Source organism: Modestobacter sp. KNN46-3 (assembly GCF_011039295.1).
In genome coordinates this window covers 1-24,730 of sequence record NZ_JAAKGN010000040.1, presented here as the reverse complement: position 1 = coordinate 24,730, position 24,730 = coordinate 1, and the positions used below count along the sequence as shown (strand labels likewise).

21 protein-coding genes are annotated in these 24,730 nt (G+C 71.2%); 7 read left to right on the top strand and 14 right to left on the bottom strand.

Annotated features, from left to right (window positions below; all coding sequences use genetic code 11):
* Positions 1-35: 35 nt before the first annotated feature.
* A complete protein-coding gene (locus G5C62_RS28040; RefSeq protein WP_164701000.1) occupies positions 36-563 on the bottom strand; it encodes an aldo/keto reductase in 528 nt (175 codons plus the stop codon).
* A gap of 708 nt (positions 564-1,271) precedes the next feature.
* Between G5C62_RS28040 and G5C62_RS11085 the strand changes: the two genes are divergently transcribed.
* Both G5C62_RS11085 and G5C62_RS11080 read left to right on the top strand, forming a co-directional pair.
* Positions 1,272-2,279, top strand: a complete 1,008-nt coding sequence (locus G5C62_RS11085; protein WP_241175827.1) for a zinc-binding dehydrogenase — start codon at positions 1,272-1,274, stop codon at positions 2,277-2,279.
* Between the two features lie 146 nt (positions 2,280-2,425).
* On the top strand, positions 2,426-2,824 hold the full coding sequence (locus G5C62_RS11080) for a cupin domain-containing protein (RefSeq protein WP_241175830.1): 399 nt from the start codon (positions 2,426-2,428) through the stop codon (positions 2,822-2,824).
* A 69-nt stretch (positions 2,825-2,893) separates the two neighbouring features.
* On the opposite strand, the gene G5C62_RS11075 is transcribed toward G5C62_RS11080, so the two are convergent.
* The 9 genes from G5C62_RS11075 to G5C62_RS11035 all read right to left on the bottom strand — a co-directional run bounded on the left by G5C62_RS11075 (position 2,894) and on the right by G5C62_RS11035 (position 12,562).
* The gene (locus G5C62_RS11075; protein ID WP_206330584.1) at positions 2,894-3,787 is read right to left on the bottom strand and encodes an SDR family oxidoreductase; all 894 of its coding nucleotides are present in this window, start codon (positions 3,785-3,787) and stop codon (positions 2,894-2,896) included.
* Between the two features lie 105 nt (positions 3,788-3,892).
* Positions 3,893-4,891: an aldo/keto reductase gene (locus tag G5C62_RS11070; RefSeq protein WP_164700997.1), complete on the bottom strand. Its 999-nt coding sequence runs from the start codon at positions 4,889-4,891 to the stop codon at positions 3,893-3,895.
* A 201-nt stretch (positions 4,892-5,092) separates the two neighbouring features.
* Positions 5,093-5,866: an SDR family oxidoreductase gene (locus tag G5C62_RS11065; RefSeq protein ID WP_164700996.1), complete on the bottom strand. Its 774-nt coding sequence runs from the start codon at positions 5,864-5,866 to the stop codon at positions 5,093-5,095.
* Positions 5,867-5,874: 8 nt separating this feature from the next.
* Positions 5,875-6,636: a glucose 1-dehydrogenase gene (locus G5C62_RS11060; RefSeq protein ID WP_036335520.1), complete on the bottom strand. Its 762-nt coding sequence runs from the start codon at positions 6,634-6,636 to the stop codon at positions 5,875-5,877.
* Positions 6,637-6,706: 70 nt separating this feature from the next.
* Positions 6,707-7,783, bottom strand: a complete 1,077-nt coding sequence (locus tag G5C62_RS11055; protein WP_206330583.1) for an FAD-dependent monooxygenase — start codon at positions 7,781-7,783, stop codon at positions 6,707-6,709.
* 68 nt (positions 7,784-7,851) lie between these two features.
* Positions 7,852-8,865: a zinc-dependent alcohol dehydrogenase family protein gene (locus G5C62_RS11050; RefSeq protein ID WP_036335518.1), complete on the bottom strand. Its 1,014-nt coding sequence runs from the start codon at positions 8,863-8,865 to the stop codon at positions 7,852-7,854.
* A gap of 251 nt (positions 8,866-9,116) precedes the next feature.
* On the bottom strand, positions 9,117-10,175 hold the full coding sequence (locus G5C62_RS11045) for a zinc-binding dehydrogenase (RefSeq protein ID WP_241175829.1): 1,059 nt from the start codon (positions 10,173-10,175) through the stop codon (positions 9,117-9,119).
* 274 nt (positions 10,176-10,449) lie between these two features.
* Positions 10,450-11,364 carry an alpha/beta hydrolase gene (locus G5C62_RS11040; protein ID WP_164700994.1) on the bottom strand — a complete coding sequence of 305 codons (915 nt, stop codon included), beginning with the start codon at positions 11,362-11,364 and terminating at the stop codon, positions 10,450-10,452.
* A gap of 313 nt (positions 11,365-11,677) precedes the next feature.
* On the bottom strand, positions 11,678-12,562 hold the full coding sequence (locus G5C62_RS11035) for a helix-turn-helix domain-containing protein (RefSeq protein WP_036335512.1): 885 nt from the start codon (positions 12,560-12,562) through the stop codon (positions 11,678-11,680).
* A 68-nt stretch (positions 12,563-12,630) separates the two neighbouring features.
* On the opposite strand from G5C62_RS11035, the gene G5C62_RS11030 reads away from it, so the two are divergent.
* Positions 12,631-13,851 (top strand): low temperature requirement protein A, encoded by a 1,221-nt coding sequence (locus G5C62_RS11030; RefSeq protein ID WP_164700993.1) that lies wholly within the window; start codon positions 12,631-12,633, stop codon positions 13,849-13,851.
* A 95-nt stretch (positions 13,852-13,946) separates the two neighbouring features.
* Here the strand turns inward: G5C62_RS11030 and G5C62_RS11025 are convergent, their stop codons facing one another.
* The 4 genes from G5C62_RS11025 to G5C62_RS11010 all read right to left on the bottom strand — a co-directional run bounded on the left by G5C62_RS11025 (position 13,947) and on the right by G5C62_RS11010 (position 17,089).
* Positions 13,947-15,269 carry a metallophosphoesterase gene (locus tag G5C62_RS11025; protein WP_164700992.1) on the bottom strand — a complete coding sequence of 441 codons (1,323 nt, stop codon included), beginning with the start codon at positions 15,267-15,269 and terminating at the stop codon, positions 13,947-13,949.
* Positions 15,270-15,363: 94 nt separating this feature from the next.
* Entirely contained in the window at positions 15,364-15,834 is a 471-nt protein-coding gene (locus G5C62_RS11020) for an SDR family NAD(P)-dependent oxidoreductase (protein ID WP_164700991.1), read from the bottom strand.
* Between the two features lie 96 nt (positions 15,835-15,930).
* Positions 15,931-16,698, bottom strand: a complete 768-nt coding sequence (locus tag G5C62_RS11015) for an SDR family oxidoreductase (RefSeq protein WP_164700990.1) — start codon at positions 16,696-16,698, stop codon at positions 15,931-15,933.
* A 100-nt stretch (positions 16,699-16,798) separates the two neighbouring features.
* Entirely contained in the window at positions 16,799-17,089 is a 291-nt protein-coding gene (locus G5C62_RS11010; protein WP_277424772.1) for an alcohol dehydrogenase catalytic domain-containing protein, read from the bottom strand.
* A gap of 954 nt (positions 17,090-18,043) precedes the next feature.
* On the opposite strand from G5C62_RS11010, the gene nhaA reads away from it, so the two are divergent.
* From nhaA to G5C62_RS10990, 4 genes are all read left to right on the top strand, one after another.
* Positions 18,044-20,668: a Na+/H+ antiporter NhaA gene (gene nhaA, locus G5C62_RS11005; RefSeq protein ID WP_164700989.1), complete on the top strand. Its 2,625-nt coding sequence runs from the start codon at positions 18,044-18,046 to the stop codon at positions 20,666-20,668.
* Positions 20,669-20,791: 123 nt separating this feature from the next.
* Positions 20,792-21,871, top strand: coding sequence for an NAD(+)/NADH kinase (locus tag G5C62_RS11000; RefSeq protein ID WP_164700988.1), 1,080 nt, complete (start codon positions 20,792-20,794; stop codon positions 21,869-21,871).
* 218 nt (positions 21,872-22,089) lie between these two features.
* On the top strand, positions 22,090-23,133 hold the full coding sequence (locus G5C62_RS10995) for an NAD(P)-dependent alcohol dehydrogenase (protein ID WP_164700987.1): 1,044 nt from the start codon (positions 22,090-22,092) through the stop codon (positions 23,131-23,133).
* A 100-nt stretch (positions 23,134-23,233) separates the two neighbouring features.
* Complete coding sequence (locus G5C62_RS10990) at positions 23,234-24,517, top strand: multidrug effflux MFS transporter (protein ID WP_241175826.1); 1,284 nt, start codon at positions 23,234-23,236, stop codon at positions 24,515-24,517.
* The last annotated feature ends 213 nt before the right edge of the window (positions 24,518-24,730 follow it).

Genomic DNA, 24,730 nt, shown 5'->3' with positions numbered 1-24,730 from the left:
CGATGACGCCGGCCCTCGGTGTCCGTGCTGGGAGGTCAGCGGTCGATCATGGCCATCTGCGCCTCGCTGTGGTGCCCGCCGGCTGGCGCAGGCAGCTCGTCGAGCCGCCGCAGTTGATCCGCGGTCCGCTCCACCTTCTCGGCAGCAGTGTTCTCCTCCACCCGGGAGACCCGCTTGGTGCCGGGGATCGGCACCACATCGGGGCCCTTGCTGAGCAGCCAGGCGATGGCCACCTGAGCCGGGGTGGCGCCGACCTCGGCCGCCACTTCCTGGACCTGGTCGGCGAGCGCCAGGTTGCGCTGGACGTTCTCCCCGGTGAACCGCGGGTTGGTCGCCCGGGCGTCGTCCGGCCCGAAGTCGCTCTCGGAGCGGATGGCCCCGGTCAGGAGGCCATGGCCCGGCGGCGAGTAGGTGACCAGCGTGACGCCGAGCTCCAGCGCTCGGTGGATCGTCCGCACCGACTCGTCGTCGTCGGTGCCGGCACCCGTGTAGGCGAAGGACGTCCCCATGGCTCCCAGGCCGATGCGGCTGACCTCCAGTTCACCCAGGCGGACGTGTTCCACGGTCTTCCTCCTCGCAGGTGGTGGACTCCGGCTCCTCGAGTCAGCCACCGGGCACGGGGGGCGGCCACCCGACAGGGAGGCCCTGTCAGTACCCCGATCGATGGGTCGCGGGTCGCTGGACACGTCGGCCGTGGTCGGCCCGCCAGCCACGGACCCGGTCTGGTCACGAGCGCTGCGGGGCGCCGACTCACGCCCGGCCATCTCGAGCAGCATCAGCTTGTCGTGCTCGGGGGTTCCCGGGTCGGCGAGGTAGGTGACCAGCCGGTGCCCGGGGCTGCCTTCCAGCTGCATGGACTGGAAGCCGAGGCCCGTGTCGCCGACGAGCGGATGGTGGAAGGTCTTGCGTCCAGCGGTGTGGCCGCCCACCTCGTAGCGCTCCCAGAGCCGCGCGAAGTCAGCGCTCCTGACCAGCAGTTCGCCCCCCTTCGCCCGTGGCCGAGCGGGACCGCGTCGGCCATCCTGGGTGCCCTGTCATGGCCCTGTCGGGACGCCGCCGACGACGGCGACCGGCTGTGCGCACGTCCGGAACGCCCGCCGAGAGAACTCCAGCGCGGTGCTTGGTGGGAGGCCCTGCGGGTACCTGGCACGGCAGACCCTCCCACGTGGACACGATCGCGGGTTGTGTCGACAGGGATCGGCTGCGGACCGCTGCAGCCGATCCCGTTCCCCGTTCCGACAGAAGGGCACGAACCCGTGCGATCAACAGTCATGTACGGCGCCGGTGACGTCCGGGTGGAGAACCTGCCCGACCCGAAGCTGGAGCAGCCCACCGACGCCCTGGTGCGGGTGGTCCGCGCGTGCGTCTGCGGCAGCGACCTCCACCCGTACCACTCGATGCCGGCGGCCGAGCAGGGCACGCAGATGGGCCACGAGTTCATCGGTGTGGTCGAGGAGGTCGGCAGCGAAGTCTCCCTCATCAGCCGTGGCGACTTCGTCATCGCCCCGTTCGCCTACTTCGACAACACCTGCGAGTTCTGCCGCGAGGGACTGACCACGTCCTGCGAGCACGGCGGCTTCTTCTCCACCGCGCAGTCCGAGGCGGTCCGGGTCCCGCTGGCCGACGGCACGCTGGTCAAGGCACCGGTCGGGGAGGACTCGGCGCTGCTGCCCTCGCTGCTGACCCTGTCCGACGTCCTGATCACCGGCCACCACGCCGCCGTCATGGGCCAGGTCGGCCCTGGCACGTCGGTGACGGTCATCGGTGACGGTGCGGTCGGCCTGCTGGCGGTGCTGGCCGCCAAGCGGTTGGGCGCCGAGCAGATCGTGCTGATGGGCCGCCACCAGGCCCGCACCAATCTGGGCCGTGAGTTCGGTGCCACCGACGTCGTGGCCGAGCGTGGTGAGGAGGGCATCGCCAAGGTGCTCGAGCTGACCGGCGGCAAGGGCACCCGCGCGGTGCTGGAGTGCGTCGGGTACATGAACGCCTACGAGATGGCCATCGGCACGGTCCGGTCCGGCGGGATCATCAGCCGGGTCGGCGTGCCGCAGTACGAGGAGGCGCCGATCGGGATGGGCAGCCTGTTCGGCCGCAACGTCCGGCTCGCCGGCGGTCCCGGCGCCCAGCGCTCCTACATCGAGGAGTTGCTGCCCGACGTGCTGGAGGGCCGCATCGAGCCCGGCAAGGTGTTCGACCGCACCGTGGCCCTCGACGCCACCCCGGAGGGTTACACCGCCATGGACGAGCGCACCGCGCTCAAGGTCCTCGTCCGTCCCTGACAGGCGCGGGGGACTCCACGGTGGGCCGGGTCCCGTCCCGGCCCACCGTGTTCCCGTGTCCAGCCGACGTCGTCCCCCGGGCCACCCCGGTCGGGCCACCCCGGTCGGGACACCAGCGAGCAGCCGATGAGGAGACGAACGTGGAGATGCTGGACAGGCAGCCCTCGGTCAAGGGACCGGCCGACTGGTTCACCGGGGACGTGTACTTCGACGTCATCGCACCCGGGACGCAGACCCGCGGCAAGGTCAACACCGTGCACTTCGCACCCGGTGCCCGCACCGCCTGGCACCGGCACGCCAACGGCCAGACCCTGCACGTCACCGAGGGCGTCGGACTGACCCAGTCCCGCGGTGGGGAGGTCGTCACCATCCACCCGGGGCAGACCGTCTGGTGCCCGCCGGGGGAGTGGCACTGGCACGGCGCCTCCCCGGAGACGTTCATGACCCACCTGGCGATCTGGGACGGTCTGGCCGAAGGGCAGGACGGCCCGGAGACCGAGTGGGGCGAGCAGGTCACCGACGTCGAGAACGGCCAGCGGAGCTGATGCCCGTCCGCGGTCGGCCACACCGCGCGGCCGACCGCCCCCCGGGCAGCCGACGGCCGTCACGCCAGGTCACGGCTGGTGCAGTGGCCCACGCGCGGGGGCGGGGACGACGTTCCGCCCCCGCGGCTGCTCACCCTCTGGCCGGCGCCAGCGGGCCGTAACCAGTAGGAGGCGGTCACCCCGGCGTCCATGAGGAAGTCGCTGCCGGTGATGAACCCACCGTCGGGGCCCATCAGCAGTGCGCCGACAGAACTCACCTCGTCTGGGGTGCCCGCCCGGCCCACGGGGGAGCCCTCGATCATGCGGTGGTAACCCTCGGCGCGCGGGCCGCTGAGCTCGTCCCGGGCGAGGGGGGTCATGACGATGCCGGGGCTGATCGTATTGATGCGCGCCGCGCTCGCCCCAGCGCACAGCCTCGGCCATCACGCGCAGGGAGTTGCCGCGCTTGGCCAGCTGGTAGGCGTGCAGCGAGTCGGTCACCTGGTCCGGCTGCAGGAAGGGCAGGCCGAGCAGCTCCTCCACGGGCGTGGTGGCCAGCAACTCGTTCTGCTGCACCGTCAGCGGCGGCAGACGGTGGCCGGACTGCGAGGCGATGACGACGCCGGCGCCGTCCGGCGCGATCACGGTGCCGAACTCCTCCAGCACCAGGGCGGTGCCGTACAGGTCGACCCTCGTGATGGTCGAGGGCGACGCCTGGGAGGGGGAGACGCCGGCCGCGTGGATCAAGCCGGTGACCTCACCCAGACCGGTGACGGTCTCGACGAGCGCGTGGACGGCCTCGCGGGAAGAGGCGTCCACCGTGGCCACGCTGACGTCATAGCCGGCGTCACTGAGGACCCCGGCCGCCGCGTCAGCGTTCTCCCGGCGCATGTCCGCCAGGACGACGTGCTTGCCCACGCCGACCCGCCGGGCGATGGCCTGCCCGGTCTGGCCGGGCCCGATGACGACGAGGACGCTGCTCATGTGGTTTCTCTCTGTGCCGCCGGGACGACCGACAGCTGATGGGCCGCGGAGTGCTCTCCGCCAGCGCGGTCGGGGGCCCACCGCGTCAGGCGGGCCCCCGTTCGCTCAGTACCCGGACGGCGTCCCGTAGTAGGTCGGCGTGCGCGGGGTGTAGTGCTCCTCCAGCGCGGCCACCTCGTCGTCGATGAGCTCCACGTCCAGAGCGGCGACCGCGTCGGCCAGGTGGTGGGGCTTGGTGGCACCCACGATCGGCGCGGAGACGACGGGGTTCCGCAGCACCCAGGCCATGGCGACCTGGGCCATCGAGACCTCGCGTTCCTCAGCGATCCGCTGGACGGCGTCGACGGTGCCCTGGTCGCTGTCGAGGAACAGCGGGGTGCCGGCGGAGTCGGTGGTCGGGTTCATCCCGCCGCGGGTGGTGCTCGTCTGGCCCCAGGGGCGGGCCACGAGTCCGGCGGCTAGCGGCGACCACGGGATGCTGCCCACGCCCTGGTCGGCCAGCAGCGGGAACATCTCGCGCTCCTCCTCGCGCATGACCAGGTTGTACTGGTCCTGCACGGAGATGAACGGCGTCCAGCCGTTCAGTTCCGCGGTGTACTGCATCTTCGAGAACTGCCAGGCCCACATAGACGATGCGCCGAGGTAGCGCACCTTGCCGGCCTTCACGACGTCGTGCAGGGCTTCCATGGTCTCAGCGACCGGGGTGTTCGGGTCGAAGCGGTGGATCTGGTAAAGGTCGATGTAGTCGGTGCCCAGACGCCGGAGCGAGGCGTCGACCTGCTCGAACACGGCGCGGCGGGACAGGCCCTTGCCGCCCGGGCCCGAGCCCATCGGCGCGAAGAGCTTGGTGGCCAGGACGACGTCCTCACGAGTGCTGTACCTGGTGATCGCCTCGCCGACGATCTCCTCGCTGGTGCCTGCGCTGTAGACGTTCGCGGTGTCCCAGAAGGTGATGCCCAGTTCCACGGCCTGCCGGAAGATCGGCTCAGCCCCCTCGGCGTCCAGCGCCCAGTCGAAGCCGTTGCCTGGCCGGCCGAAGCTCATGCAACCGAGCGCGATGCGGCTGACCTCGAGACCTGATGTTCCCAGTCGGGTGTAGTCCATGGACACGAGTCTGAGAGCAGTGGCACCCCCGCGCGACCGTCCTGGGGGGCTCTGTCAGTACCGGGTTGGGTGGTGCCCGCCTCGCGGCGTGGAGCAGCGCGTGATCCATCCAGCCGCCCGGTCGTGCCCGGCCGTCCGGAGGCGCCAGAACGGCGGGAGGGAACGGGGACGCCGGCCGACTGGCCGGCGTCCCCGTTCCGTTCAGCGGCCGCGTGCCGAGAAGGCGGCCAGTTCCTGCCGGACTGCGGTGGGCTCGGCCGACAACGGCATGTTGTCGATGTCCAGGACCGCGTCGAGTGCTCCCTGCGGATCTGGCTGCAGAGCGGAGAACAGCGGGTCCAGATCGGTCGGGGCGGGCCCGCGCTCGGCGACCAGCTCCAGGGTCTTCCGCTCCGCCGCTGGCGAGGAGAGGCTGGCGACCAGCACCTCGGCGATCTGCCGGCGGGAGACCACGCCGTCGGCCGGTGTGCCGGCGTGGCGGCGGTCTCCCTGCAGCATCACCAGCTCCAACTGGTCGGGTTGGTTGTAGTCGAACCAGCCGGGCCGCACGATCGTGTAGGGCAGGCCGCTGGCGCGGACCAGGCGCTCGCTGCGTCGCTTCCAGTCGTGGCCCGGATAGGGGTTGGTGACCCCGATGGCGGTCATCAGAGCGATCCGGGCCGGCCGGCCCCTGAGTACCTGCAGGACGTTGCGGACGGCCCCGTAGTCGACGAGCTCGGCAGCCCGCGCCCCGCCGTGCGAGCCGTGGGTGAAGACGACCGCGTGGACCCCGTCGATGGCCTCGGTCAGGGTGTCGGCCTGGGTGAGGTCGCCTACGACGATCTGTGCGTCGCCCGGCAGGAATGCCGTCCGGCCACGGTCCCGGACGAGGGCCCGCGTCCGGTGGCCGCGGCGGATCGACTCCGCGACGACCAGCTCTCCGATGCTGCCGGTGGCTCCTACGACGAGGACGTCGGTGGGGGCGTTGGTGCTCATGGGTCTCCTCAGTTGTGGCCGGCGTAGATCTGCGTCTGGCCGCCGTCGACGGTCAGTTCGGTGCCGTTGATGAAGCCGGCAGCGTCGGAGGCGAGGAAGACGACGGCGTTGCCGATGTCCTCCGGCCGGCCGATGCGGCCTACCGGGATCTCTTCCACGACGCGCTCGACATAGGCAGCCGCGCCCTCGACGCCCATGTCCTTCGCGTAGGACTCGGTCTCGATGACGCCGGGGCTGATCGCGTTCACCCGGATGCGACGGTCGCGCAGCTCGTTCATCCAGGTCCGGACGAAGCTGCGCAGCGCCGACTTGCTGGCCGCGTACACGCCGAAGGTAGGCAGGCCCATGGTCTGGGTGATGGAGGTGTTGACGATGATCGACGCACCCTCGCGGAGCAGCGGCAAGGCGGCCTGCACCGTGAACAGCGTGCCCTTGCCGTCCAGGCCGAACCCCTTGTCGAACTCCTCCTCGGTCAGGTCTTCGACCGTGCTGTACCAGGCGGCACCCGCGTTGGCGAAGACGATGTCGAGGCGTCCGTGGTCGCGTCGGATCGTCGCCACGACGTCGTCCATGGCGGCTCGGCTGGTCACGTCCGCCCGGATCGCCCTGGCGTTCTCGCCGAGTTCGGCGGCGGACCGGTCCAGGCTCTCCTGGTTCCGGCCGGTGATGTAGACGAAGGCGCCTTCCTCGACCATCCGCTTGGCCGTGCCGAAGCCGATGCCGGAGTTGCCTCCGGTGATCAGCGCGACCTTGCCTGCGAGCTGTGGCATGCCCTCTCCTCTTCTGTGGGACCGGTCGTCGGTCGACCGGTCGGCGACCGCGTGGACACCGAGCCGCTGGTCAGCGGCCGGCGAAGGACCGGCTGAAGCTCTGTCCGGACTTGACGAGCGACCGAGCCGGCTGCAGGCGGTCCTGCTCGTACTCGAGCAGGGCGACCGGCACCTCGTGGGCGTCCGTGGCAGCGGTGGCACGCCCGAGCGCCTCCGCATCGGCCAGCGAGGCTGCGAACCCGCTGCCGGTCATGGGGGTCGGGACGTGCGCGGCATCCCCGACCAGGACCAGCCGGCCGGCCACCAGCCGGTCGGGGAGGTACTCGCTGATCGGGGTGGCGGTGACCGCGCGCCGTTCGATGGAGTCGATGATCGCGGTCGACCAGGGCGCCGGCCAGTGCTGACGGGCCCCGGCGGCCAGCTCGGCGTAGGTCTCCTCCGGTATGTCGGTCTCGCGTAGCGAGTGCTGCACGACGCTGCCCTCGACGGCGCCGATCCGGCGGAGGAGCCCGTTGCGGCTGGCGTCGTACCAGGCCCAGCCAAGACGCCGAGACCCGACGGTCGGCAAGCCGTCGGGCGCCGGCAGCGGGTAACCGAGCAGCAAGTGCCCGCCGCTGGAACGGATGTCCAGGCCGGTCGGCCACCGCACCGAGCCGAGGTCCTGCTCGTCGGCGACGCCCAGCCACAGCACGTACCCGGCGAACCGCGCGTCCGGCCGGTCCGGTGCCACCGCGGCACGCACCAGCGACCGGTACCCGTCCGCGCCCACCAGGAGGTCACCCACGTGGACCGCACCGGTGTTCGTGGCCGCCCAGGCCTGGCGGGCGTCCTGCCCGACCTCCACAACGGGGGAGTGGTGGTGCAGCCGGATGCCGGAGTGCTCGGCGGCCGCGGCCTGCAAGCCGGAGTGGAGGGCCCGCCAGGTCACGGGGAGGCCTCCGCTGACGTCGGCCGCGTCGTGCGCGAGGTGTGGCAGCACCGTGGCGGAGGCCTCCTGTCCGAGCAGCCGGACGAGGTCGGGCGGGTCGACCGCCAGCGCCGCGCTGCTGGAGCGGCGGGCGCCCGCGCGCTCCAGCACGGTGACCTGCCAACCGGCCCGCGCCAGGGCGAGGGAGGTCATGAGGCCGGCCAGCGAGGCACCGACCACGACCGCATGCCGGCGGTTAGTGCCTGCGCCCTCACTCCTGGGCGGACCGTAGCGGGCGCGCTCGTGGCTCAAGGCTGGAGGAGCACCTTGATGGCGCGCCGCTCGTCCATGGCCAGGTAGGCCTCGGCGACCTCGGACAGGGGCAGGGTGAGGTCGAAGACCTTGCCCGGGTCGATCTCCCGGCGCAGCACCAGGTCCAGGAGGTGCGGCAGGTATGCGCGCACCGGCGCGACGCCGCCGCGGATGCCCTTGTTGGCCCAGAACAGCTCGTCGGTGGGCAGGTCGCCGTGCGGGACCCCGACCAGGCCGATCATGCCGCCGGGGCGGGCGTAGGCCACGGCCTGGGCGCGGGCATTTTCGGTGCCGACGCACTCCAGCACGGCGTCCGCACCGATGCCGTCGGTCAGTTCCCGCACCTGCGCGAGGCCCGCGTCGCCGCGCTCGGCGATGACGTGGGTGGCGCCGAACTCCCTGGCCACCCGCTGGCGGGGCTCGTGCCGGCTCATCGCGATGATGGTGGTTGCCCCAAGCTGGGCAGCGGCCAGTACCCCACTGAGGCCCACCGCGCCATCGCCGACGACCACGACGCTCGAGCCGGGCCGGACATCGGCGGATACCGCCGCGTGCCACCCGGTAGCCATCACGTCGGACAGCGCCAGCAGGCTGGGGATGAGGTCGGCGTCGGGCTGTCCGGGCGTGGCGAGCAGCGTGCCGTCAGCGTCCGGGATGCGGATCTTCTCGGCCTGGCAGCCGTCGAAGCCGCCGCCGTGCTGACAGTTGGCCTGCATGCCCTTGGCGCACACCGCGCAGGTGTTGTCGCTGTGCAGGAACCCGCCGACGACGAAGTCGCCGGGCTTCACGGTGGTGACGGCGTCACCGACCTGCTCGACGATCCCGACGTACTCGTGGCCGATCGGCGTCGACTCCAGGACCTCCTGGATGCCCCGGTAGCGCCACAGATCCGATCCGCACACGCAGGCGGCGACGGTGCGGATGACGGCATCGGTCGGCTCGGTGACGACCGGGTCGGGCCGGTCCTCGAATCGGATGTCCTTGGTCCCATGGATGACAGCTCCTCGCATGTCCCCATGACACAACCCTTGCTGAGCACGCGGGAGGACCTGTCACTACCTCCCTGGAGACGTTTCGGGCGCGCCCGAGTCGACTTCCGCTCGCGTTGTGCTTCCCTGCCAGGCCCGAGGTCCCGCGGGCATGTCCTACTTCAACCCGGGTCTGCAGGTGGCGACTTCTCGGCCGGTAGCCGACCGAGAAGTCGCCACGCGGGGCTCGTCGGGCAGATGGCTCGACGAGCCCCGACCGAGGTGTGAAGGTCTCAGACGGTCACGATCGGCTTGATGACGTCGGGGTTGCGACTGCGCATCAGGTCGAGCGCCTCCGGGAGTTGGTCCCATCCGTCGAAGCGATGCGTGATCAAGCCGGTGGGGTCGAGGCGGTTCTGCTCGATGAGGCGCAGCAGGCGGGTGTAGAACTCTCGTCCGGTCTGCACGAAGACGCCCGTGAAGAACTTCTCGATGCCGCCGTATGACAAGGCGTCCATCGGCAGGGTCACCGTGTCCTCGTAGTACAGCGACACGTTGGCGATGTGCCCGCCGGGCTTGACGATCCGGAAAGCGGTGGTGAACTGGTCGCTCGCCGAGCCGCCGGAGGCGACCAGTACCGAGTCCACGGGCACCCCTCCGGTGAGGGCCAGGACCTGATCGACGACGGGACCCTGCTTGTAGTCAATCACGTCGGTCGCCCCGTACCGGCGGGCGAGGTCCAGCGTCTTGGGGCGGGAGCCGATGACGATGATGCGACTCGCGCCCTTGAGGGCCGCGCCGGCGACGCCCATGAGGCCGACCGGGCCCACGCCGAGGACGGCCACGATGTCGCCGAACTCGATCTGCATGCGCTCGACGCCGGTGAAGGCTGTGGCGACCATGTCCGGCACCATGAGCGCCTGCTCGTCGCTGACCCCGTCGGGGATCGGTGCCATCGACATGTCGGCGTCGAGAGCCCTGACGTACTCGGCGAAGACGCCGCCCTGCAGGGGATCCTCCGAGAAGTAGGGCATGTTGTTCGGGTAGTACTTCGCCTCCCCGCGCTGTGCCTGGGGGATCCGCCAGTCGGCGCCGCCGGCGGACAGGATCACTCGGTCCCCGGGAGTGAAGTCCCTGACGAGGTCGCCGACCTTCTCTACGACGCCGACTCCCTCGTGCCCCAGCGGCTTGCCGATCGCATTGGGATAGGGGGCGGCGTTGATCATGTGCACGTCCGTGGTGCAGGTCGCCACGGCCGTGGTGCGTACGAGCGCATCGTAGGGGCCCAGGGGCGGCACCTGGATCTCGCCGAAGGAGGCATCGCCTCTGCCGTGCAGGACATATCCGCGCATGATGAACACCTTTCCGCAGTGTTGGGTCGCAATTTCCGACGGGGAACCCTGGCGTCACCTCGGCTGCCGGGGCATGCCTTCGGTGACGGGGGACGTCCAGGGGTCCCTGCCGTGCGGTGGGGCGCCGGTCCGCGTGGCAGGCGCAGTCGACGTCCGCCTCGCACGGGGTGGGTCTCGATCCCGCCGAAGGCTGGAACAGCGGTTCAGCAACAGCGGGTGAGGCAGCCGCCGGACCGTGTGCTGCGCCGTCCGAGCGGCGGCGCAGCACACGTCGTCAGGCCGCCAGGTGCTCGCCGAAGAACTCGGTGAGCTTGGCGACCGCGGGGCTGACGTACTCGTCCTTGTCGTACAGGTCGACGTGGGTGGCCCCGTCGATCCAGAACAACTCCTTGGGCTCGTCGGCCCTCTTGATCGCCTCTTCGCTGAAGTACGCCGTCTCGGCCTGGGTGCCGGCGATCATCAGGAGCGGACGCGGCGAGATCCGTTCGATGTGCGCGTACGCGTCGAACATGGCGAAGTACTCGATGCTGCGCGGCACCCACCAGTTGGGAGAGCGCGGGTGGAAGCCTCGCGCGGTGCGGTAGTACTCCCAACACTCGTGGTAGTGCTTGGGCAAGCCGGCGGTTTCTTCCTCGCGCTCGGGCAGGGTGCGCGCGTACACGACCCCCTCGTTCCGGGCCTCAGCGGTGCGCATCACGCCGGCCTGGTCGAGCATGGCGCTGGCGACGGCCGGGTCGTTTGTCCGCCCCAGACCGTTGAGGTACAGGTCTGCGGCGTCGAGGGCGCTGACGGTCGCCACTGCCTTGATGCGCCGGTCGGTCTGCGCGGTGAACGGGACGTACCCGCCGGAGGCGCAGATGCCGAGTGCGCCGATCCGCTGTGGGTCGATGTCCTCGCGTGCGGCCAGGTGGGAGACCGCGCTTTTGATGTCCTCTGCGCGCTGGAAGGGGTCCTCCACACCGCGCGGTTCACCCTCGCTCTCGCCCTGGTAGGCGGCGTCGAAGGCGAGGGCGGCGAAGCCTTGGCGGGACAGGCGTTCGGCGTAGAGGCCAGCGGTCTGCTCCTTCACGCCGCCCCACGGGTGGGAGACGACGATGCCAGGCAGCCGGCTGCCGTCGTAGGTGTCGGGCACGTACAGGTGGCCGGCGAGCATCAGCCCCTTGCTGGGGAACCTGACGTCGAACTTCATGCTTGTCCTCCTCGGCGGTGACCGGCTACGCGGATGTGCAGGGGTGCACGTCGTGTACCGCGGCTGGGACGCCACGGCAATCGGCGCGACACGGGGACGGCCGACCCGACGGCGGACGATGGGCGGACAGGGCGCCGTGCGTCGGCTCGTCGGGAAAACCTCGATCCAGGATCCGGATGCGTGTGCCGAGCGACGTCTTCGAGGCTATTCGGGAATGGGTGGGGGAGGGAGGGCCTGGCAGGGCCTGCATGACGCGGACGCCGGCGGGGCAGAAAGGAGCGGTTGAGATCCGCCGGACGGGTGATTGGCGGGTTCAGGCGCCGAGGTCCTCGTTCCTATCGTGGGTGGAGTCCTTCTCCGGCAACTGGTCCAGCGACCAGGCGGTGAGGCGCTCTAACGCCAGGGCGGACGCCGACCCCGGACGGGCGGTGTAGACGTGCATCGTCAGTCCGGGATCGATCGGCGGCTGAAGCGTCTCGTACTGAACCTCCAAGGAACCGACGACCGGATGGTTCAGCTGCTTCGTCCCGGCCCCGTGCAGACGGACGTCATGCGCAGCCCAGCGGGCGCGGAACTGCTCGCTGCGCGCGCAGAGCTCGTCGACCAGGGAGGTGAGGCCTGGGTCGTTGCTCCGGGCCGCCTCGGTGCGCAAGACACCGACGGTGGCGTCCGCGGCCTCAGGCCAGTCCACCCAGAAGTCGTGGGCGCGCGGCTCGAGGAAGGCGAAGCGGGCCAGGTTCACGGGCCGGGCAGGGGCGCGGTACAGCTCGGAGTAGAGCGCGCGACCGAGCCGATTGCCGGCGAGGATGTCCAGGCGCTGGTTGCGGACGATGGCCGGCACGCCGGTCATGGCGTCCACCATCGCCTGCAGACCCGGCCGCAACGTCGACCGAGGGGACTGCCATGGTGCGCGGGCCTGTGCCGCGCGAGCGAGGTCGAAGAGGTGGGCCCGTTCGACGTCATTGAGCTGGAGCGCGCGGGCGATCGCCTCAAGCACGCCGTCGGAGGCGCAGCTCAGATTTCCGCGTTCCAACCGGATGTAGTAGTCGACCGAGACCCCGGCAAGACTCGCCAGCTCTTCCCGACGCAGCCCAGGGACTCGGCGGCGGCCGGTGGCAGTAGGCAAGCCGGCCGTCTCTGGAGTCAACCGGGCGCGTCGCGTGACCAGGAACTGCCGCACCTCAGCCTGGGCGTTCACCGTGTCAGGGTAAACCGGCAGACAGGGCCTTGTTGGTACCTCCCGGCCGGGCGGGTAGGCACCCGATCATGGTCGAGCACCGCAACACCAGAGGCCGCCTGCACATGCTGAGCGCCGTCCGACACACCGACGAAACTGACCGCGCGACGACGTTCGAGCTCTTCTTCGACCTGGTGTACGTCTTCGCCGCGATCCAGATCACTGGGTACATCTTCCGGACGCACAGTGCTCTCGGCGTCGTGCAGGGCATGCTGCTCCTGGCCCTGCTGTGGTGGACGTGGACGGGGTACACCTGGCTGGGCAACCATGCGCGTGCCGACGAGGGGCTGGTGCGTACCGCGATGGCGGTGGCGACTGCGGCGGTCTTCGTCGTCGCGGTGACCATTCCTGAGGCGTGGCGCGACGCCCCCGGCGGTCTGCACGGCCCACTGGTTCTCGTGTGCGCATTCCTGTTGGTGCGCTGTCTGCACCTCACCGTGTACTCGATCGCCGCCGGTGGGGACCCGTCGTTGCGGCGCCAGATCGCTGTGAGCTGGATCCCTACAGCCGCCGGTGCGGTCCTGCTTGTGGCCGGTGTGCTGCTTGGCGGCGCGGCTCAGACGCTGTTGTTCAGCGCTGCCCTGGTCGTCGACTGGGGCGGGGTGTACCTCACCTCCCTGCGAGGTGGCTGGCGGGTGCAGAGCGCCGGCCATTGGACCGAACGGCATGGTCTGTTCGTCCTTCTGGCCATCGGGGAGTCGGTGGTCGCGATGGGTGTCGGGGCGGCCGAGCAGACCGTCGGGGCGCCGTTGATCCTGGCCTGCGTGCTCGGGATCGCTGCTGTGTTGTGCCTGTGGTGGCTGTACTTCGACGGGATCGCGGTCGCTGCGGAGGAGCGGATGGCGGCAGCGCCGGGCCAAGCGCGGGCGAAGATGGCGATCGAGGGCTACACCTACGGGCACTTCGTGCTCGTCGCTGGCGTCATCCTGGCCGCGGTCGGTGTGGAGGGAGTGATCGCCAACGCCGACGAGACCGAACGACTGGACGGCTTCTACGCCGTGGCGCTGTTCGGCGGGTTCGCCGTCTACCTCGCCGGCCACCTGCTGTTCAGCAACCGGCTACGTCTCCCTGTCAGCCGAGCCCGGGTGGTGACCACGGTTCTGTTGCTCGCGGTGACCCCGCTGGCGGCGTACGCGCCGCCACTCGCCGCGCTCGCCGGGCTGCTGGCGATCCTCGTAGCACTGATCGCCGTGGAGACGCGGCGCTACTCGCACCAGCGGAACGAGGACCGCAACGCGCCGGCCCCCTGACCGGAGCGGCGGACTCCGGCACACGTGCCGCCAGTTGGCGTGCATGCGCTCTCGCGAACATTCCGGGCGCCGGGCGAGCGGGGCCGTTGCCCCGGTCAGGTGCGAGGTGACCGGAGCTCCACGACGGTCACCTCGGGGCGGGCCCCCACCCGCATCGGCGGCCCCCAATAGCCGGCACCACGGGTGACGTAGATCTGGGTGTCGCCGTAACGGCTCAGTCCCTCCACGACGGGCTGCTCGAGGCTGACCACGTAGTCGAACGGCCACAACTGACCGCCGTGCGTGTGCCCGGACAGTTGCAGGTCCACGCCGGCCGCTGCCGCCTGCGCCACCTGCACCGGCTGGTGCGCGAGCAGCACGACGGGCGTGTTGTCGTCCCGGCCGTCGAGGGCTGCGTCGAGGTCGGCCCCGTGTCCGGGAACACCCGAGGCGGCCGCGGTGCGGTCGTCGATGCCCGCCAGATCGAAGGTCGCCGTCCCCCGGCGCAGCGGGACGCGCTGGTTGCGGAGGACCTCCACCCCGAGGGTCGGCAGGTGACGCAGCCACGCCCGGGTGTCGACGAAGTACTCGTGGTTGCCCGTCACGAAGTACACGCCCTGCTCGCTGACCAGGTCGGAGAGGGGGGCCACGTCGTCGCGCAGGTCGTCGACCTCGCCGTCCACCAGGTCACCCACGACCGCTACGACGTCGGGCCGCTGTGCGTTGACGATCTCCACCAGCCGCTCGAACCGTCGTCCACCGTACGTCTCGGAGAGATGCCCGTCGGAGAAGGTGACGATCCGGAACCCGTCGAACGCGGGATCCAGTCCACGCAAGGTGATGGGCACGCGCTGGACGACCGGAGCGCTGTTGGCGAAGTACGTGCCGGCGCCCGTGGTGCTGAGAGCAACGACACCAGCCGTGGTCGCCATGCTCCGGGCCAGGAACAGCCGCCGGGACGGGTCGACCACGCGGCCGTTCTCCGGACGATCGCGGTGGGCGTGGCTCTGCCCGTCGGGCCGAGCCGGGGCGTCCTCGCTGCCTGATCGGCTGCGGGCCCCGCTCGGGACGGTCTCCGGTTCCCGTTCGGCTACGCCGGCTCCTGGGGCCGGCGCTGGTTGCGGGATGGGCCTGCGCGTCCAGCCCCGGAGACCCAGCCGCACCGGCTCGAGAACGAGGAGTGCGAGGAAGAGGTACAGGAGGACGCCCACCACGCTGTAGGCGATCCAGGACAGGGGAGTGACAGCGTCCTCGGGGACGACGCGATCGAGCCGCCCGGCGGTCAGCGGGATGAGCACGACCACGACGGTCAGGGCGGTCAGCCACCGCCGCGTGCGGCCAGGCACCGTGGGCGCGCGGACCAGGCGCCACCAGAGGTAGGTCGGCAGCACCACCAGCACGAACAGGAGGACGGCGATGAAGAGAAGGGTTCCGACCATGGGTAGAAGCGGTCTCCGAAGGACGAGGCGGACGATCGAAGGGGTTCACGAAGGCGTCGGGCGCGGACGGTTCCTGCCGCCCGCCGGCGGGACCTCACTCCCGCAGCAGGAAGGCCCCGTCGAGGAGGATGTCCGTCCCGGTGGTGCAGCTGGATAGGTCGGACAGGAGGAAGGCGACGATCCCGGCCATCATCGCGTAGGCGAGGCCGTGAAGGTTGACGCCCATGACGGTGCGCCAGTTCTCCGGCCCGGTCTCGTGGAGCAGGCCCCCTCGCCCCGTGATGCCGGCGTTGTTGACCGCGAGGTGCAGGCCGCCGAACTCTCGGGCCGTGCGCCGGACGGCCTCGCCCAGCTCGTCGCGGCTCGAGACGTCCCCGGCGACGGCGAGAGCCCTGCCGCCCTCTCGGGCGTTCAGCTCCGCGACCGTCGCCTCGAGTTCGTCCTTGCCGCGGGCCATGACGCCGACGTTGGCGCTGGAGGCGGCCAGCGTCTCGGCGATGGCCTTGCCGATCCCCTTCGAGCCGCCGGTGACGAAGGCGGCCTTTCCCGCGAAGTCGATGTTCACGCTTCGCTCCTCGCCGCTGGTTGTCCCGCCACCGAGGTCGGGTCCCGGCCGGCTGTTCCCGAGCTGACCCATCGGAGTTGTCGTTCGCGAAGACGCTCAGGCGCGGTGACCGAGATAGGCGAGGTCCTGCTGCACCGTGTCGGGCTCCTGCGACAACGGCATGTTGTCCGGGTCCAGGACGGCGTCCAGCTCTCCCTGGGTGTCGGTCCGGAGGGTGGCGAACAGCGGGTCGAGGTCGGCCGGGGCGGGGCCGCGCTCGGCGACGAGCTCGAGAGTCTTCCGCTCCGCCGCAGGCGAGGTCAGGCCGTCCACCAGCACCTGGGCGATCTGGCGGCGGGAGATCACACCGTCGGCCGGCGTTCCCGACTGACGGTGGTCGCCCTGCAACATGACCAGGCTGAGCTGGTCGGGGTCGTTGTAGTCGAACCAGCCCGGGCGGACGATCGTGTACGGGCGTCCGCTGGCACGTACCAGGCGCTCACCACGGCGTTTCCAGTCGAGAGCGGGCCTGTGGCGGGTGACCCCGATCGACGTCATGAGGGCGATGCGCGCCGGCCGGTCGCCGAGCGCCTGCAGGACGTTGCGCACAGCGCCGTAGTCGACGAGCTCGGCGTCCCGTGCGCCGCCGTGCGATCCGTGGGTGAAGACGACCCCGTCCACGCCGTCCACCGCCTCGGCGAGGGTCTCGGCGCGGGTCAGGTCGCCCACGACGACGTGCGCGTCGGCGGGCAGGTCCCTGGCCCTGCGGCTGCTCCGGACCAGGGCGCGGGTCCGGTGACCGCGGCGGAGGGACTCCTCCACGGCCAGCCGTCCGACGCTGCCGGTGGCTCCGACGACGAGCACGTCGGAGGGTGATGTCTCCATGAGGTTCTCCTTCGGATGAGAGCGGGCGCCGGGCGGCGTCGCAGCGTGGCCGGGCCGGGGCGAGATGCGCCTGGTCACGGTCGGGTGTGCCTCGTCGCGGTCAGGCGCCCGCTGGGCGCAGGGTGGCGTTGTCGATGACGAACCGGAAGCGGACGTCCTTGGCCACGGTCTCGGCGACGATGCCCACGATCTCGTGGCCGGGCATGCAGGGGAAGGTGGTGGCCAGCGCGCCGTCGAACTCGTCGCGGGCCTGCTGGACGTCGGAGTGGCAGACGCCGCAGTAGCGGATGTCGATCAGCACGTCCTCGGGTCCGACCGGTGAACGGTCGAACTCCAGGGGAGCGAGCGGGCTGCTGGCGTCGGAGGTGGCGTAGCCGATGTTCGCGGGCACGGTGCCTCCTGTCGGTGAGGGTCCGCGAGGGGACCGGGGACGTCGAGAGGCCGGGAGTGCGGGCGTCGTCGCACCGGTACCACCACGGCCTGACTCTTCGGTCCTCCCCGGACGGCGTCCGGGCTACACCGCAGGAGGGAGGCCCTGCCGGTACCTGTACCGGCAGGGCCTCGCGTCGCCGATCAGTTGTGGGCGGCGTAGATCCGCGTCCGGCGCCCGTCGACCGTCAGCTTCCGGGCACGCGACCATCGACGTGCGCAACTGCTCCCGCGTCGTGGAGATCGAGCAGGACGAGGGGCACGCGTGGGCGGTGGCGGGAACCGGCGACGTCCACACCTGGCGGCCGCCTGCAGCCGGCGTGCAGCGCTCCCACGTCACCGGGAGTCCAGCGCCCGTGGCCGCCGCATCGACCGCGAGGTCGGGCCGGCACGGTGACGGAGGCCCCGATCCGAGCAGCCGGAGCAGGTCCTGCGGGTCCACGGCCGGTGCTGCGCCGCTCCTCCGTAGGATGCCGACGCGTTCCAGGACCACCACGTGCCAGCCGGCGCGTGCCAGAGGCAGCGAGGTCACCAGACCCGTCAGGGACGCACCCACCACGACTGCACGCCGAGGTGCCGGCGCGACAGTCCGGTCGACCGCGTCGACGATGTGTGCGCCCGTCACATTCGCGACGTAGCTACGCACCGACGAACTTCTCCGAGGCACTGTCATGACTGGGGCACACCGGTTCCTCCCGTACCCGCCGCCGCGGCTCACCGGGGCGGCGGTGCCCGCGTGGTCGGACGGCGCTGGGGTGCCTTGGCAGTACCTGGCGCCACTCCCCGTCCTGCGGTTGGCTGTAGATGCGGCAACGCTGTCGAGGGCACCGCCTGTGTCCGCCCACGGCCCAGCGCACCTCGCGTCGACCGATGCCGCCGGTCCACCGCCGCCCCGAACCGATGGAGAAGCATCTCGATGACGGTCGCTGACAGCCGGTCCACTGCCGGCGGCACCGGTCTGCTCGCCAGGATGGCGCCGTTGCGTCGGCATCTGCGCACCGAGGCCGGTGGGGCGGGCCTGTTGCTGGCCGCCACGGTCATCGCGCTGCTGTGGGCCAACTCGCCGTGGGGTGACAGCTACGACGACTTCTGGCACACCCCGGTGCGATTCGGGGCCGGAAACAGCGAGCTGTCGTTGGACCTGCAGCACTGGGTGAACGACGGCCTGATGACCTTCTTCTTCTTCGTAGTCGGGTTGGAGGTCAAGCGCGAGCTGTCCATCGGGGAGCTCGCCGACCGGCGGAGAGCTGCGGTCCCGGCACTGGCCGCCCTCGCCGGACTGGTCGTCCCCGCCCTGGTGTACGTGGCGTTCAACCTCGGCGGGGAAGGGGTGGCCGCCTGGGGTGTGGTCATCTCGACCGACACCGCCTTCCTGCTCGGCGTCCTCGCCCTGGTCGGCTCGGCGTGCCCACCTCAGCTGCGGGTCTTCCTCCTGGCCCTGGCGATCGCCGACGACGTCGGCGCGCTCGCCGCCATCGCGTTGTTCTACACCGAGGACCTGCGGTTGCTCCCGCTCGGTCTGGCGGTGCTGGTGCTGGGGCTGATGCTGGGGCTGCGGTGGCTCAACGTCTGGCGGGGGCCAGCCTATTTGGTACTCGGGACCATCGCATGGGTCGCCCTGTACCTCTCTGGTGTCCACCCGACGTTGCTGGGCGTGGTGATCGCGTTGGTGACGCCGGCCTACATCGCCCGGCGGGAGGAGGTTGAGGACGCCGCTCGCCGCACCCGGGCGTACCTGCAGTCACCGAACCCGGAGTTCGCGCACGCCGCCCGGCTGTCCATCGAACGCTCCGTGCCGCCGGGGGAGCGACTGCAGCGGCTGTGGCAGCCGTGGACCAGCTTCGTGATCGTGCCGTTGTTCGCCCTCGCCAACGCCGGTGTGACGCTGTCCGGCGACACCCTGCGTGCCGCGGCAACCTCGTCCATCACACTCGGCGTCGTCGCCGGTCTCGTGCTGGGCAAGCTCGTCGGCATCCTGCTGGGCACCGTCCTCGCGGTGCGGCTGCGCTTGGGTGACCTGGCGCCCGGTCTCACCGGCTCGACCCTGGCCGGCGGTGGCGCGCTCTCGGGCATCGGCTTCACCATCTCGCTGTTCATCGTCGACCTCGCCTTCGACGACGAACAGCTCGCCGATCAGGCCCGGGTCGGCGTGCTGGCCGCCTCGTTGCTGGCCATGGCGATAGGCACGAGCACGCTGCTGCTCGCCGCCCGGCGATCCCCCGGTACGGGCTCCCGGCCCGACCTCCTCCACCCGGCGGTCGACGCCGACCGGGACCACATCAGGGGCCCGGCGGAGGCGCCGCTGACGCTGGTGGAGTACGGCGACTTCGAGTGCCCGTTCTGCGGCCGCGCCACCGGCGCGGTCGACGAACTGCGAGCGCGCTTCGGCGACCGGTTGCGCTACGTCTTCCGGCATGCACCACTGACCGACGTCCATCCGCACGCGCAGCTGGCGGCCGAGGCTGCGGAGGCCGCCGCCGGGCAGGGGCGGTTCTGGGAGATGTACGACCGGCTCTATGCCCACCAGGAGCAGCTGTCCACGACCGACCTGCTCGACCACGCCGCGGCGATCGGCCTGGACCTGCCGCGCTTCGCCCGCGATCTCGGCGCCGGCAGCCATGCCCGTCGGATAGGGCAGGACGTCGCCTCCGCCGAGGCCAGCGGCGTCACCGGCATTCCCACGTTCTTCATCGGCGGGCGCCGGCACACCGGAACCCACGACGCGGACACACTGGCCGCCGCACTGCTGGCGAGTGCGGACGAGGACGCCGTCCCGGGTCCGTTCACAGGTGCTGCCCCCGACTCCACGACGGGGGGTGGCCTTCCGGTGGGCTCGGACGAGCACGGCCGGGATGCCGTCGTGGCGTTGCCGGACCTCCCGGCCGACCTGCCGGAGACACCGGACCGCGGCGGTGACCACCCGCGGCTGACCGACGCCCAGATCAGCCGGCTCGAACGCTTCGGCACTCGCCGGCAGGTCGTCGCCGGGGACGTCCTCTACCGGCCCGGTGACCCCGGGTACGACTTCCACGTCATCCTCTCCGGCGCGGTGGCGGTCGTCGGTCAGCTGGGCGGGACCGACCCGGTCGTCCGGGTGCACGGCGAACGACGGTTCCTCGGGGAACTGGACCTGTTCAGCAGCCAGCCCGTGTCCCGGACGGCGGTGGTGATCCGAGCTGGCGAGGTGCTCCACCTGTCGCAGGACCAGTTCCGCAGAGTCCTCGCCGAGGACACGGAGCTGCGCGAGCTGGTGCAGCGGGCCTTCCTCATCCGCCGTGCCATCCGGTTCGAGCTCTCCGCCGACCTGCGCATCATCGGGCGGCCCGGCAGCCCGGACACCCGCCGGTTGCGCGAGTGGGCCCGTGAGCACGACCTCACGACCGATCTCGTCGACGTGGAGGCCGGCACCGACAGCGCCCTCCTGGACGAGCTCGGCGTGTCCGAGGCCGACCTGCCCGTCGTCGTCGTCCCGCGGACGGGGACGACGCTGCGTCATCCCGACGAGGCCGCTCTCGGCCGGATCCTGGGCTCGACCGACTGAGACCGGACGGCCCACGCTGGCGGTCTCCCGCGTGCGGCGAGCCGGTCCTATCCCCACCCGGGTGTTCGCCGGCGCGGTACGGGGCACGAGGTGGCCATCGCGTTGCTCATCCGGGGAGGAGCCATGGTTTCAGTGCGGAGGATCGGGCTGGTGGTCCACGGGGGCCGTCCCGCTGCCCGTGATGTGGCCGAGCGGGTTCGCGCCTGGGCCGGCCGCCGTGACGTGGCTGTCATCGACGTCGACGTGTGGACCGACCCGGGTTCCGGCTCCACGGCGGAGGCCTTCGCGACCATGGGCGCCGGTATCGACGACGCCACGGGTGCGCTGGACCTGGTGGTGACCGTGGGCGGCGATGGCACCTTCCTCCGCGGGGTGCGCGTGGCTGCGCGGCACGACGCTCCGGTGCTGGGCGTGGACCTGGGCCGGGTCGGCTTCCTCACCGAGGTGCGACCGGAGGAGGTGGAACGGGCGCTGGATGCCTGCGTAGATGGGACAGCACCGGTGGAGCCGCGACTGACGCTGCGGATGCGGGCGAGTCGGCCGCTGTCCATCCCACCGGAGATCGAGGGCCTGCTCCGCTACGGCCGAGGGCCGGCGCTGCCGCCACCGGTGCCGCGCCCCGGTGACCCGGACGACGTGGGGTACGGCGTGCCCGTGGACGAGGTCGCGGTGAACGACGTGGTCTTCGAGAAACTGGCGCGCGACCGGCAGGCCAGCCTGGGCGTCTACCTGGACGCCAAGCTGTTCGCCTCCTACTCAGCAGATGCCCTCATCGTGGCCAGCTCCACCGGGTCGACTGCCTACAGCTTCGCCGCCGGGGGACCGGTGGTCTCGCCTCGACTGGATGCTCTCGTGTTCACCCCGGTGGCTCCGCACATGGTGTTCGACCGCAGTCTGCTGCTGGCCGCGGACGAGACGGTCGGCGTCCGGGTGCTCGAGCGCTCCGGCCGGGTGGCGGTCAGCGTCGACGGCCAGCTGCGCGGCGTCCTGGAGCCCGGGGACTGGGTGGCGGTCCACGCGGGCGCCACTCGGGCGCGGTTGGTGCGGCTGCGCCCGACCGACTTCTACGGTCGGCTGCGTGCCCGTTTCGGGCTGGCCGACGCCGCCGCCGCGACCGCGGACGGAACACCGCCGGCCGACTACCGGCCTTCGGACGACGTGCCGATGCCCGATGACATCGCCCAGCTGTTCCGCGACCTCTGAGCCGCACCGCGCGGCGACCGGACCCGACGACGCCAGGCACGTCGTGCATGCCTGGGCGGTCCGCAAGCCGGGAGGGGGGCTCTGCCGGTACCTGGAACGACCGGCCCTGCCAACCCGCGCTGTTCGAGGGTTCTCTGGTCATCGCCTCCGAGGTGAAGTCCCCGCCAGAAGAGCGGCGGCACCCCGGAGCGGCTACGTCCCACGACACCTGGAGAACCGTGCTCACCGTCAACGCCTACGGCGCGACGTCCGCCACCGACCCGCTCACTCCGATGACCGTCCAGCGGCGTGATCTCGGGCCGCGGGACGTCATGATCGAGATCGACTACTGCGGGATCTGTCACTCCGACATCCACTTCGCCCGCGGTGACTTCGGTCCCGTGCCCAACCCGCTGGTGCCCGGCCACGAGATCGTGGGGACCGTCACCGAGGTCGGCCCGCAGGTGACCCGGCACGCCGTGGGTGACCGGGTGGGCGTGGGTTGCATGGTCAACTCCTGCCGGGAGTGCGTCAACTGCCGCAAGGGCGAGGAGCAGTACTGCCTCAACGGCCACACCCTGGTCTTCGGTGGGGTGGACGTGGACGGCCGGCTCACCCAGGGCGGGTACTCCACGCACGTCCCGGTGGTCGAGGACTTCGTCGTCAAGGTCCCCGCTGGTCTGGACCCGGCCGCCGCCGCGCCGCTGCTGTGCGCGGGCATCACCACCTACTCGCCGCTGCGGCACTGGAACGCCGGCCCGGGGACCAAGGTCGCCGTCGTCGGCCTGGGCGGGCTGGGCCATCTGGCGGTCAAGCTGGCCAAGGCCATGGGCGCGGAGGTCACCGTGCTGTCCCAGACGCTGAGCAAGAAGGACGACGGCCTGCGGCTGGGCGCCGATGACTACCGCGCGACCAGCGACCCGGCGACCTTCACCGAACTGGCCAACACCTTCGACCTGGTGCTCAACACGGTCAGCGCCAAGGTCGACGTCGATGCCTTCCTGTCGCTGGTCGCGATGGACGGCGCCCTGGTCAACCTCGGTGTCCCCGCCGAGCCGATGTCGGTGAACGTGTTCGCCCTGCTCGGTCAGCGTCGCTCCTACGCCGGCTCGTCCTTCGGCGGCATCCGGGAGACCCAGGAGATGCTCGACTTCTGCGCCGAGCACGGGATCACCGCCGACGTCGAGGTCATCGACGCCAGGCAGATCAACGAGGCGTTCGACCGGGTGCTGAAGTCCGACGTCCGGTACCGCTTCGTGATCGACAACTCGACCCTGCGCTGATCTCCGGCCCGGCCCGGCCCGCCGCGGGCCGGGCCGGGCACCCGGCCGCAGTCGGCTGAGGCAACGGCAGGTCGAAGCCCATCATCTGAGAGAGAACGACGTGACCACCCTGCGAGACGGCACCGCCCTCCACACACCCCCCGCCGGACTTCCCGGCAGCGACGAACGGCGCCCCGGCGTCGCACGGACCGCACTGACCCTCGGGGCCTTCGTCGCAGTCGGTCCACTGACCATCGACATGTACCTGCCGGCGCTGCCGACCATCGCCGCAGATCTCGGCACCACCGCGTCCGCGGTCCAGCTGACGCTGACCGGGACGCTCATCGGCCTGGCTCTCGGCCAACTCGTGCTCGGTCCGCTGTCCGACGCCATCGGACGTCGCCGGCCGTTGCTGGCCGGCACCGCGCTCCACGTGGTCGCCTCACTGCTGATCCTCATTGCGCCGAACATCGCCGTTCTCGGAGCTCTGCGCGTGCTGCAGGGCGTGGGGGCGGCAGCTGGCGCGGTCATCGCCCTGGCTGTCGTCCGTGACCTCTTCGACGGACGTGCGGCCGCGACGATGTTGTCCCGCCTCTTCCTTGTGATCGGCGCAGCGCCCGTGCTGGCGCCCACCATCGGTGGCGAGGTCCTCCGTTTCACGACCTGGCGGGGGCTCTTCGTCGTCCTCGCGGTGTACGGGCTCCTGTTGGTCATCGGCGGCTGGTTCGCGCTGCGCGAGACCCTGCCACCCGAGCGCCGGCGCCGCAGCGGGGTGGCCACCACCATGCGGACCTACGGGTCCCTGTTCCGCGACCGGACCTATGTCGGGCTGGTGTTCGTCGCCGGCTTGACCATGGCAGCGTTGTTCAGCTACATCGCGGGGTCGTCGTTCGTCTACCAGGGGCAGTACGGCCTCGACGAGCAGGAGTTCGGCGTGTTCTTCGGCGTGGGTGCCGTCTGGCTGATCGCGGCCACCCAGCTCAACCCCGTGCTCCTGCGCCGCTGGTCGCCGGGGCAGGTACTGGTCGCCGGGACCGCAGCTGCCGCGCTGGCCGGCGTTGTCCTGCTGGCGCTGGCCACCACGGCAACCGGGGGACTGCTCGGTGTCGCCCTGCCCGTCTGGGCAGTGCTCTTCGCCGCCGGGCTCGCCATGCCCAACGCGCCGGCCCTCGCGTTGTCCCGGCACGGCGAGGCCGCCGGCGCAGCGGCGGCACTGCTGGGCGCCGTGCAGTTCGGGATCGGGGCGGTGGTCTCACCCGTGGTCGGGCTGCTCGGCAACGACGCCGTCGCCATGGGCACGGTCGTGGTGGCGGGCCTGACCTCGGCGCTCGTCGTCCTCGCACTCGTCGTCCGCCCCTGGCGGCTCGCCGCACCCGAGGGCGCAGGGGCCGTCGCGCCTCACTGAGAATCGCAGGCCAGGCGGCGCGATCGGGCGGCAGCGCAGTACGGACCTGTCGAGCCCGTCCGCAGCACCAGGCAGCACACCGCATCAAGACCAGGAGGAGCAGACAGATGACCGATCAACCCAGCTCCGTGCTCGTCGTCGGAGCGACCGGCAGCATCGGCCGCCGCGTCGTCGCCGCCGCACTACTGCACGGACTCGACGTCCGCGCGCTGG